Origin of the sequence: Protofrankia sp. CiP1_Cm_nod2, from assembly GCF_920664355.1 — a bacterium.
Taxonomy (GTDB): domain Bacteria; phylum Actinomycetota; class Actinomycetes; order Frankiales; family Frankiaceae; genus Protofrankia.
Genome location: NZ_CAKKTL010000120.1, coordinates 4322 through 14788, shown reverse-complemented (window position 1 = coordinate 14788; position 10467 = coordinate 4322). Strand labels below are relative to the sequence as shown.

Here is a 10467-nt window from a genome sequence, read left to right as displayed (position 1 = left end):
CGGACCATGATGGCCGGGAACCACCATGGACATGGACATGGACATGGACATTGCATCATGGCCGGGACACTGTGGCCGGGAGCACCGTGCCCGAAACCGCCTCCGGGACGCGCCGCCGCCAACACCAGCCCCTACCAGGTAACCCCACAACGGCAGCCAACGGGATCAGGGTGGAACGGCCTACCGCCGGCCAACTCTCGCACACCGGCATACCTGTGATCTGTACCGGGCCGCCACCTATCCCCGGGGTGGCCACACCAGCGCCGGGCGCGTGGGAACACCGGCGGGGACGATCGCGGCCGGCTGGGGAAGGTGCGGCTGCTGCCGGGGAGGCTGGTCGGCCGCCCCGCCAGCCGGCTCGCCGACCTGTCCCGCCTGTTCCTGCCCGACCTGCGCCTGCCCGGCCTGCGCATGTCCCTGCGCCACCTGCGCCACCTGGTCTTCCTGGTCGTCGTCCCGGTCGGCCGGACGACCGGTGAGATGATCGTCATGACCGGCGGGACGGCCGGGGGACCGCCGTTGCCCATGTGCGAGCCGCATCACGACGGTGGCCGCCACGGCCCCGAGCCCGAGCGCGAACCAGCCTCCCAGCACGTCCAGCACATAGTGGTTGGCGGTGGCCATCACCACGAAGACCGTCGCGCCCGGGTAGAGGACGCCGAGCACCCTGGTCACGCGGTGCCGGGCCAGCCGGGCGATGTTCCAGCCGCACCACAGCGCCCAGGCGCAGTGCAGGGACGGCATGGCCGCGAACTGGTTGGTGATGCCGCCGAGCCCCTTGGGCGCGGCGCTGGAGTCCCCGGCCCACCAGCCCCAGTTGTGGAACGACGCCATCGTGTCGATGAAGCCGGCGCCGGGGAGCAGGCGCGGCGGCGCCGTGGGAAGCAGGAAGAAGCCGGTAAGGCTGATCACGGTGGTGCACACGATCGTCCACCGGGCCGCCAGGTAGCGGGGCGCTCGTTTGCGGTAGAGCCAGACAAGGACAGCCGGCGTGACGATGAAGTGGAGTGTCGCGTAGTAGTAGCAGCACACCACGGCAAGGGCGGGGACGCCCTGCAACCAGTGGTTGAGCCCGCGCTCGATGCCGAGGTGCAGGTCCGCCTGGACGCGCATGATGTCCCAGCCGACGGTGAGCGCGCTGTGGACGGAACCACCCGCCACCGACCGGGTGGCGGTGTAGGTGTAGTAGAAGATGATGATCATGGTCACTTCGACCCACACCACCGGCAGGCCGTCCGACCTGCGGCGTACATGGACCATCCGCGCCCTCCGGTTCCGATCCGGCCCACCGAGCGGTCCGGCCGTCACGTCCGGGCGCATCGCGGGCGGCCGCCCTCGACTTCAGCCATCCCCTCGACGTCAACCGTCACCGCGTGCGCCGGCATCGTCGCCGCCAGGCCGTCCGCGAGGACCGGCCAGCGACTCGTACCGGACGGCCTACCAGGACGGCATCCGCCCCGACGCCCCACAGCCCTGTGGCCACTGGCTGGCGACGTCGAACCCTCCCTCTTGCCCGCCGCTACCCGATCCGTCCACCATCCGATCTGACTGTCCGGTCTCTGCCCGCGTCCTGACCGAGGCTACATCGTCCGGCCGACAAGAAGACCACCGTTCCCTCACCCACCCAGCACAACCAGCGAACAGTCGCCCGACGAGCCGCGCGGGCCGCGCGGGCCACGCGGGCCACGCGGGCCACGCGGTCGATCCGTGCGGGGAGACAGAGGTGTGGCCTGTCACGTCCGTGGCCACCGCGGGTGACATTTTCTCGCGACGGGTAGGACAGAATCGACGCCATGGGAACAGATCTTGCGATGACCCTGGGCACCCAGGAGACCGCCAACCTGGAGTTCAAGCGGGAGGCCAGGGATCGCAACGCCATCCGTGAGGCGATCTGCGCCCTGGCCAACGATCTTCCCGGGGTGGGCGGCGGGCATCTGATCATTGGCGTCGACAAGTCCGGTAAACCGGTCAGGGAGATCGATACTTCGGATCAGGCGCTGCTCGGGCTCACCAGCATCCGGGACGAGGGAAGAATCCTCGACCGGCCTTCGATGGTGGTCAGCCAGGCGGTCTACCAGGGGCAACCGGTCATCCAGATCGAGGTCAGCGCATCCCGGACCCCGCCGGTCCGTTTCGACAACGTCGACCGGGTCAACGACTACCGGAACCCGTCGCTGGCCGCGGCGATGAAGTCGCTGGGATATGTCAACCAGTTCGGCCGGGGTATCGGGCGTATCCGGGCCGCGCTGCGCCGGAACGGAAATCCCGGACCCGGGTTCGTCGTCGATGACGCCTCGTGGACCGTGACCCTGAGGAGCACGGTGTGATCTCGGTGGCGTTGTTCAACAACAAGGGTGGCGTGGGGAAGACCACCCTCACATACCATCTCGCGTACATGCTCCAGCGACTCGGGAAAAACGTTCTTGCCGCGGACCTGGATCCGCAGTCGAATCTGACGGCAGCGTTTCTCGACGAAGAGAAGCTTGAGCTGATCTGGCAGGAGACCGACGGGCCGGCACGCCCAGCCGGGCCGGACAGCACCGGTACGGCCAGCACAGTTGCCATCGCCGTCAAGCCGATCATGGAAGGCATGGGAGACATCCGTCCATGCCATCCCGAACAGATCCTGGACGGGCTCTGGCTGCTTGCCGGTGACCTGACGTTGAGCGCGTTCGAGGACCGGTTGAGCGAGGCCTGGCCCAAAGGCTTCACCGGGGACCCGGCCGCGCTGCGGACGACTACGGCATTCCATCGGATCATTCAGATTGCCGCGCGACAGGTCGGAGCCGATGTCGTACTCGTCGATGTCGGTCCCAACCTCGGTGCGATCAACCGGGCGGCGCTGCTTGCCGCCGACACCGTACTCGTTCCGCTGGCGGCGGACCTGTTCTCCCTCCGAGGACTGCGCAACCTCGGGCCGACCCTCCGGATGTGGCGGCGGACCTGGCACAACAAGGTGCTCCCGGACCTTCCGGCCAGGATCGACGCGCCGCCCGGGCGAATGACTCCTCTCGGTTATGTCATCATGCAGCCGACGATGCGCCTGGACCGCCCTGTCAAGGCGTATCAGCGGTGGCTTGACCGTATTCCTCAGGTCTTCGCGTCGGACGTGCTGGATGAACCGCCGGCAAACATAAATCTAAAATCATATGAAATTGCAACGCTACGCAACTACCAGAGCCTGATGCCGCTCTCGCATGACGCCCGTAAACCGATGTTCGATCTGCGGGCCGCGGACGGCGCGCTCGGCAGTACGCAGACGCTCGTCAGCCGATGCCACCGTGACTTCCGATCGCTCGCCGAAGAACTTCTACAGCGGCTGGAGTCGGTGCCGCTGGAGGCCTGAGCACGATACCCTGAGCCCGATACCTGGCGCACCCGGGAAGCAGCATGCTCCCACCGGTTTCCGCCGGCCCTCCCAGCATGCCCGACCTGTTTGGGATCCATCAGGGCGGACCACGCTCCAAGCGGCCGGATCGTCTCACGGGTTCGGTGCTGACGGTCCTCCGATAGCGAATTCCAATCCTGCGATCGGCGGTTCCCGTACACCTGTCGTGTCCGGTCGCGGCAGCTTACGATTCGGGGAGGCCCGGCTCAAGAAACCCAGGTCCAGCACCCAGGAGGGGCGGTCGAGAATGGTCGGCGTACGGCCCGCGACCCATGTGCCCGAGTCCGATTTCGGGACCGTCGGATCCGCTCCTCGCAGGAAGACGATCAGCAGTCCTTATCTGCACCGCCTGCAGCGTCGTCATTTTCTGCTGTTCGACGTCCTGCCGATCGTCGGTACTGTCGCCGCGCTCGCGTTCCTCACGGTACATCCGATCGGCGTCACCGAACTCGCCCTGCTCTTCTCGATGTGGATCGTGACCGGGCTGGGCGTCACCGTCGGTTATCACCGGCTGTTCACGCACCGCGCCTTCAAGGCCGCGCCGTCCGTCGCGGCCGTGCTCGCGGTCCTCGGCTCGATGGCCGGGCAGGGCGGCGTGGTGTCCTGGGTCGCTCTGCACCGGCGGCACCACGAGTGCAGTGACCGGGAGGGCGACCCCCACTCCCCGAACCTCGCCGGCGGTGGCCTGAAGGGCCGGCTACGCGGCCTGGCCCACTCCCATTTCCTGTGGATGCGCCGCCATGAGTACCCGAACGTCGTCCACTACGCGCCGGATCTGATCAGGAATCGCGCGCTGGTCCGGGTCGCCCGCCTCTACTACTACTGGGTCGCGCTCGGGCTCGCAATCCCCGCGCTCGTCGGCGGCCTCGTCTACCTGAGCTGGGCCGGGGCGGTCAGCGGCCTCTTCTGGGGCGGTCTGGTGCGGATGTTCGTCCTGGAACACATCATCTGGGCGATCAACTCCTTCCTGCACATGTTCGGCACCCACCCGTACGAGTCCAGGGAGAACAGCAGGAACGGCGGGATCTTCGCTCTGCTGACCTTTGGCGAGTCGTGGCACAACAACCATCACGCCTTCCCCGACTCGTCTTCTTTCGGGTTGAGCTGGTACCGTCTCGACCCGGGTTACTGGCTCATAAAAATGCTTTCTCTCGGCGGTCTCGTATGGGATGTCAAGCGCCCGTCCGAAGAGCGGATGAAAGCAAGTCGTATATCCGGTAACGGCAAGCCAGCCCCCAGCACCGCGGCATAAGGAGCGAGCACGTTGAAGCCGAGCAAGGAATCGATTGCCGACTGGTGCCAGCAGTACGTCGCGCATCTCCTCGAGGTACCGGTGGACGCGGTGGATCCGGACGCGGACTTCGACCGGCTGGGCGTCGACTCCGCCCTCGCCGTCTCCCTGCTGATCGAGGTCGAGGAACGCTACGGTGTCGAACTGGCACCCGAGGCGTTGTTCGAGAACCCGAGCATCAACGCGGTCGCCGGATATCTGTACGAGCAGAGCCAGCAGCGCGTGGCATAGTCATGACCGCATCAGCCGACATCGGCCGGACGACCGGGGCGGCGGCCGCCATCCGTCACCACTACGACGTCGGGAACGCGTTCTACAGCCTCTGGCTGGACCGTTCGCTGACCTATTCGTGCGCGCTCCGGGAAGGCCCGGACGACACCCTGGAAAACGCGCAGGACCGGAAGCTGCGGTTTCACCTGGACGCGGTCCGGGCCGAGAGGGCCCGCAGCGTGCTGGACATCGGCTGCGGCTGGGGTGCCGTCCTGCGGCGGCTGGCGGAGGAACACCGGGTCCAGCGGTCCGTCGGTCTCACCCTCAGCGAGGAGCAGGCGTCCTTCGTCCGCTCCCAGGGATATCCGGGTGTGGAGGTGCGTACGGAGAACTGGCTGCACTACGAGCCGGACGCGTCCTTCGACGGGATCATATCCATCGGCGCGTTCGAGCATTTCGCCCGGCCCACGGACTCCCCCACCGAGAAGATCGGCCTGTACCGGGAGTTCTTCACCCGCTGCCGCGGCTGGCTGAACCGGGACGGTGTGCTGTCGCTGCAGACGATCGCATACGCGAACATGTCCCGCGCGGACGCGAGCGGGTTCATCCAGCAGGAGATATTTCCCGAAGCCGACCTGCCGACACTCGCGGAGATCACAGCCGCGGCCGAGGGAGTTTTCGAGGTCCGGTCGGTGAGCAACGGGCGGCTCGACTACGCCTGGACGTGCGAGGAGTGGGCCCGCCGGCTGCGCCGGCACCGCGACGAGGCCGTCCAGATCGTCGGGCCGGAGGTGGTCGCCCGGTACGAGCGCTATCTGAAGCTGTCCGCCCTCGGCTTCCGGATGGGAAAGATCTGCCTGTTCAGAATCGTTCTTCAGCCTTTCCGGAGCGGATACTTCGACAGCCGTGGGGGGCGGGCGGGATGACGGTGGAGACACCCGGCGCGGCGGCTGCCAGCACCATCGGGCCGGCGCCGGCGGCAGTCCGTTTCAACCCCTTCAGCGCCGAGTTCCGGCGTTCCCCCTACCCGCTCTACCGGCAGCTTCGCGACACCCAGCCCGTTCACCGGGCACTGGGCATGTGGGTGCTCACGCGGTATACCGACGTACAGGGCGTCCTGCGCGACCGTACCTTCAGCGCCGGGCTCATACCCGAGCTGATCAGCCGGCAGGCGAGCCGGCTGTCGCAGCAGGACAACGTGGCGCTCATCGGGCGGCTGGGCAGGAAGTCGCTCGTCTTCACCGACAACCCGGACCACGCCCGGCTGCGCGGGCTGGTGAACCGGGTGTTCACGGCGCAGGAAATCGACAGGCTCCGTCCCCGTGTCTCGCGGGCTGTCGAACAGCTGATACAGCGGGCCTGGGACGACGGTGGCATGGACGCCGTCACCGACTTCGCCGCGCCCCTGCCGGTCACGGTCCTGTGCGACTGGATGGCGCTCCCAGGGGATCTGCGCGCACACGTCGGCCAGTGGACGCATGACATCCGTTTCCTGCTCGAGCCGGGGCTGATGAAGGCCGCGGACTTCACCCGGGTGTGCGATGTCGTCGAAATGTTCGCGCGGGCCCTGGACGAGGTGATTGCCGAGCGCCGGTCCTGGCCGGGCGACGACCTGATAAGCCAGCTGCTCGCCGCGCGGACCGCCGGCGGCGACAGGCTCAGCGACGAAGAGCTCGTCTTCGTGTGCATCATGTGCTTTGTCGCCGGCAACGAGACCACGAAATCCCTGATCGGGAACGGCCTGCTCGCGCTGCTCCAGCATCCGGCGCAGGACGCTCTCCTGCGCCGCCGCCCGGAGCTCGCGCCAGCGGCCGTCGAGGAGGCGCTGCGCTACGACAGCCCGCTGCAGATGACCAAACGTCTCGCGACACGCGAGGTCGACATCGACGGGAAACGGGTGCGGGAAGGCGACCAGGTTCTGCTGTGTCTCGGCGCCGCGAACCGCGATCCCGCGGTGTTCGCGCAGCCGGACGAGTTCGACATCACCCGTGACGCCAAGGGGCATCTCGCCTTCGGCCACGGAATGCACGGCTGCCTGGGCGGGCTGCTGGCCCGGCTGCAGGCGGAGGTTACCTTCGAACACCTGTACCGACGCGCTGAACGCCTGGAGTTGCTGACAGAGCAGCTCCAGTGGCAGGAGCACAGTTTCATCGTCCGCGGCCTGACAAGTCTCCCGGTCGCGCCGAGGAGCATCGTCTGAATCGCCGGGACGCCGGGGTGAGCCCGATCGGGATCCGCTCGCGGACAGGGGAAGAAAAATGACGCGGCAGAAAATTTTGCTCCCGGATGTCCTGCGCGGCCGCGCCGCCCTCGAGCCGACCGGCAGAGCGTATGTCTTCCTGGACGAGTACGAGAAGGAAAAAGAAGTCCTGACGTATGGCGAGCTGCATGCGCGAGCGCTCGCCGTGGCCGGCTGGCTGGGCCGGCACTGCGGTGCCGGCGACCGGGCACTGCTGGTTTTCCCACCGGGCCTGGATTTCATCGTCGCGTATTTCGGATGTCTCTATGCGCAGGTCGTCGCGGTACCCGTCAACCCGCCGCGCAAGCAGCAGGTGCAGGACACGACGCTGCGCATCGTGCGGGACTGTGAGCCTGCCGCGGTACTCACCGTCAACTACATGGTCGAGAACACCCGATCCGCGCTGGAGCCGGTCCACGCGGTCCCGCACTGGCTTCCGGTCGACCGGATCACCGACATGGCGGAGACGGGTTTCGACCCGTCGCCCTGCTCGGCGGGCTCCATCGCCTTCCTGCAGTACACGTCGGGTTCCACATCCGACCCGAAAGGGGTCGTGGTCTCCCACGGTAACCTTGCCGCGAACCAGGAGATGATACGTCGGGCATTCGGCCATGACCGGGACTCGACGTTCGTCGGCTGGGCGCCGCTCTTCCACGACCAGGGGCTGATCGGGAACGTCCTGCAGCCCCTCTGGATCGGGGCGACCAGCATCCTCATGTCGCCGATGGCGTTCATCCGCTGGCCGCTGCTGTGGCTGTCGGCTGTTTCCCGGTACCGTGCCCACACCAGCGGCGGGCCGAACTTCGCGTTCGACGCCTGCGTCACGCGGGCCGCCAGAGGGGACATTCCAGAGCTTGACCTGAGCTGCTGGAAGGTCGCGTTCAACGGCGCCGAGCCCATCCGGCCCGAAACGCTGCGCCGGTTCGCCGAGGCCTTCGCGCCCTTCGGTTTCAGTGAGCGGGCGCTCTACCCGTGCTACGGGCTGGCCGAGGCGACTCTGCTGGTGACCGGCAGCCAGAAGGGCCGCGGCCCGCGCACCATCGAGGCGGACGTCGACGCGCTCGCTGACAGACGCTATGCCGAGGCCGCCGACGGCCGCGGCCGGAGCCTCGCGGGCTCCGGGCTTCTTCTTCCGGAGGAAACGCTCCGGATCGTGGACCCTGAAACGAAATGCCCGTGCCCGGCGAACCAGGTGGGAGAGATCTGGGTCGCCGGGGAGCACGTGGCACAGGGCTACTGGCGGCGCCCGCAGGCCACCGCCGACACGTTCCGGGCCGAATGTGACGGCGAGCCCGGCCGTACCTACCTGCGCACCGGCGATCTCGGCCTGGTGGTCGACGGCGAACTGTACGTGGTGGGCAGGCTGAAGGACCTTGTGATCATTCGGGGGCGGAACTACTATCCGCAGGACATCGAACACACCGTCCAGTCGTCACACGCCGCGCTGAGATCCGGCGGGTGTGCCGCGTTCTCGGTTCCCGGCCCCGACGGGGAGAAACTCGTCGTCGTGCAGGAAATCAGGGGCGACCAACGGCGGAAGGCGGACGCGCGGGACGTCGCCGCGTCGATCCGGGCGGCGGTGGTACGGGAGCACGACCTTTCCCTGGGCGATCTGGTGCTGACCCTGCCGGGCCGGCTGCGGAAGACCAGCAGCGGCAAGATCATGCGGGCTGCCGCCAGAAAGCGCTATCTGGAGAACGGTTTCGAGGCCTGGGCACCGGCGGCACCATCAGCACCGTCGGCACCGTCGGCCGCCTGAAGGATTCGCCCGAAGGACGCACCTGAAGAACTCTCCCGAAGAACTCGTCGACCAGCGGGGAGAACCCTGGACATGGCAGTGCTGGAAACGCCGAACCCCGCCTTCGAACGGTTCGTGCGGGATACCGTCCTGAACATGCCGGCCGCGCGGCACCTGGGTTTCACCTTCGGCCGGATAGCGCCGGGGGACGTCGAGATCATTCAGCCGTACCGGGAGGAGCTCACGCAGCACGACGGCTTCGTCCAGGGCGGTGTGCTCGGCGCGCTGGCGGACTTCGCCGGTGGCTGCGCGGCCGGCACGCTGCTGCCACCCGGATGGGTGAACATGACCATCGACTACACCGTCAAGATCCTGGCCCCGGCGAAGGGGGAGAAAATCGTCGCGCGTGGCCGGGTCGTCAAGGCGGGCCCTGTCATGACCGTCGCCGCGGCCGAGGTCTATTCGGCCGACAGGGCCGACGAGACACTCTGCGCCACCGCTTTCGTGACCATGCGCAATATCAGGGCGGCCAGATCATGACGACACGAGGAAGCTCCGAGGAAGCGTTCGTCTTCAACCCGTTCGCCGGCGGTTTCAGCGACGATCCCTATCCCCACTACGCGGAACTGCGTGACACCGCGCCCGCCCACGAGCATCCGCTCGGCTTCTGGATCCTGTCCAGGTACGAGGACGTGTCGAAACTGCAGAGATCCGGGCACTCCGTCGACGAGCGGCACCTGACACGCCTGCCGCGGTGGAAGAGCGACTCCCGCACGCTCGGCAAGGAGAACCGGCTGATGTGCGGGCTGGCCATCCTCGACCAGGACCCGCCGAACCACACGAGGCTTCGCCGCCTTGTCTCCAAGGCCTTCACCCGACGTGCCGTCGACGCGCTGGAACCGCGGATCGCGGCGCTTGTCGACCAGGCGTTGGACCGGGTCGCGGATGCGGGCCGCGCGGACCTCGTCGCCGAACTCACCTTCCCGCTCCCCTTCAGCGTGATCTCGGAGATGCTGGGCATCCCGGTGGTGGAGCACACCCGTATCCGTGAGCTCACCGGAACGCTGGTGCGCGCGCTCGAGCCGCTCGCCGACCCGGCCCTGCAGGCCGAGATCCGGTCGGCCAACCGCGAGCTGACGGGAATCGTCGGCGACATGACCGACTGGAAACGGGACAATCCCGGCGACGACCTGATCAGCGCGCTTATCGCCGCCGAGCACGACGGCGACGTGCTCAGCGGGGACGAACTGGTCGCCCAGGTCATGTTCCTCTACATCGCGGGCCACGAAAGCACGATGAACCTGCTCGCGGGCGGGATTCTCGCGCTCCTGCGCCATCCCGACCAGCTGCGGCTGCTGCGGGAGGAGCCCGGGCTCGCCGCCAACGCCGTGGAGGAGATCCTCCGCTACGACACCCCGGTACACCTGATGCGGCGGATAACCGTCGAGCCCCTCGCCGTACACGGCGAGGAGATCCCGGCCGGCGCGTGGGTGGTGGCCGCCCTGGCCGCGGCCAACCGGGATCCGCGGTTCTGGGGGGCGGACGCCGACAAGCTCCGGCTGGACCGGCCGAACGCGCACCAGAACGTCTCGTTCGGCGCC

10 protein-coding genes are annotated in these 10467 nt (G+C 67.7%); 9 read left to right on the top strand and 1 reads right to left on the bottom strand.

Translation table 11 applies throughout. The annotated features are described in order from the left end of the window. Window positions 1–237 precede the first annotated feature (237 nt). Window positions 238–1260, bottom strand: a complete 1023-nt coding sequence (locus NBW84_RS14445) for a phosphatase PAP2 family protein (RefSeq protein WP_250285250.1) — start codon at window positions 1258–1260, stop codon at window positions 238–240. 533 nt (window positions 1261–1793) lie between these two features. On the opposite strand from NBW84_RS14445, the gene NBW84_RS14440 reads away from it, so the two are divergent. The 9 genes from NBW84_RS14440 to NBW84_RS14400 all read left to right on the top strand — a co-directional run. Next, window positions 1794–2327, top strand: coding sequence for an RNA-binding domain-containing protein (locus tag NBW84_RS14440; protein WP_250285249.1), 534 nt, complete (start codon window positions 1794–1796; stop codon window positions 2325–2327). Beyond that, window positions 2324–3346, top strand: a complete 1023-nt coding sequence (locus NBW84_RS14435; RefSeq protein ID WP_250285248.1) for a ParA family protein — start codon at window positions 2324–2326, stop codon at window positions 3344–3346. The genes NBW84_RS14440 and NBW84_RS14435 overlap by 4 nt, the downstream gene beginning before the upstream one ends. Window positions 3347–3635: 289 nt before the next feature. Then, window positions 3636–4640 carry a fatty acid desaturase gene (locus NBW84_RS14430; RefSeq protein ID WP_250285247.1) on the top strand — a complete coding sequence of 335 codons (1005 nt, stop codon included), beginning with the start codon at window positions 3636–3638 and terminating at the stop codon, window positions 4638–4640. 12 nt (window positions 4641–4652) lie between these two features. After that, the gene (locus NBW84_RS14425; RefSeq protein ID WP_250285246.1) at window positions 4653–4910 is read left to right on the top strand and encodes an acyl carrier protein; all 258 of its coding nucleotides are present in this window, start codon (window positions 4653–4655) and stop codon (window positions 4908–4910) included. A gap of 2 nt (window positions 4911–4912) precedes the next feature. Then, complete coding sequence (locus NBW84_RS14420; RefSeq protein WP_250285245.1) at window positions 4913–5815, top strand: class I SAM-dependent methyltransferase; 903 nt, start codon at window positions 4913–4915, stop codon at window positions 5813–5815. Beyond that, window positions 5812–7089, top strand: coding sequence for a cytochrome P450 (locus tag NBW84_RS14415; protein WP_250285244.1), 1278 nt, complete (start codon window positions 5812–5814; stop codon window positions 7087–7089). The genes NBW84_RS14420 and NBW84_RS14415 overlap by 4 nt, the downstream gene beginning before the upstream one ends. Before the next feature lie 58 nt (window positions 7090–7147). Continuing rightward, window positions 7148–8887, top strand: coding sequence for a fatty acyl-AMP ligase (locus tag NBW84_RS14410; protein ID WP_250285243.1), 1740 nt, complete (start codon window positions 7148–7150; stop codon window positions 8885–8887). 72 nt (window positions 8888–8959) lie between these two features. Continuing rightward, the gene (locus NBW84_RS14405; protein WP_250285242.1) at window positions 8960–9406 is read left to right on the top strand and encodes a PaaI family thioesterase; all 447 of its coding nucleotides are present in this window, start codon (window positions 8960–8962) and stop codon (window positions 9404–9406) included. Next, window positions 9403–10467 (top strand): cytochrome P450 (locus tag NBW84_RS14400; protein WP_250285241.1); only part of this gene is annotated, 1065 nt, incomplete at its 3' end. The genes NBW84_RS14405 and NBW84_RS14400, both read left to right, overlap by 4 nt.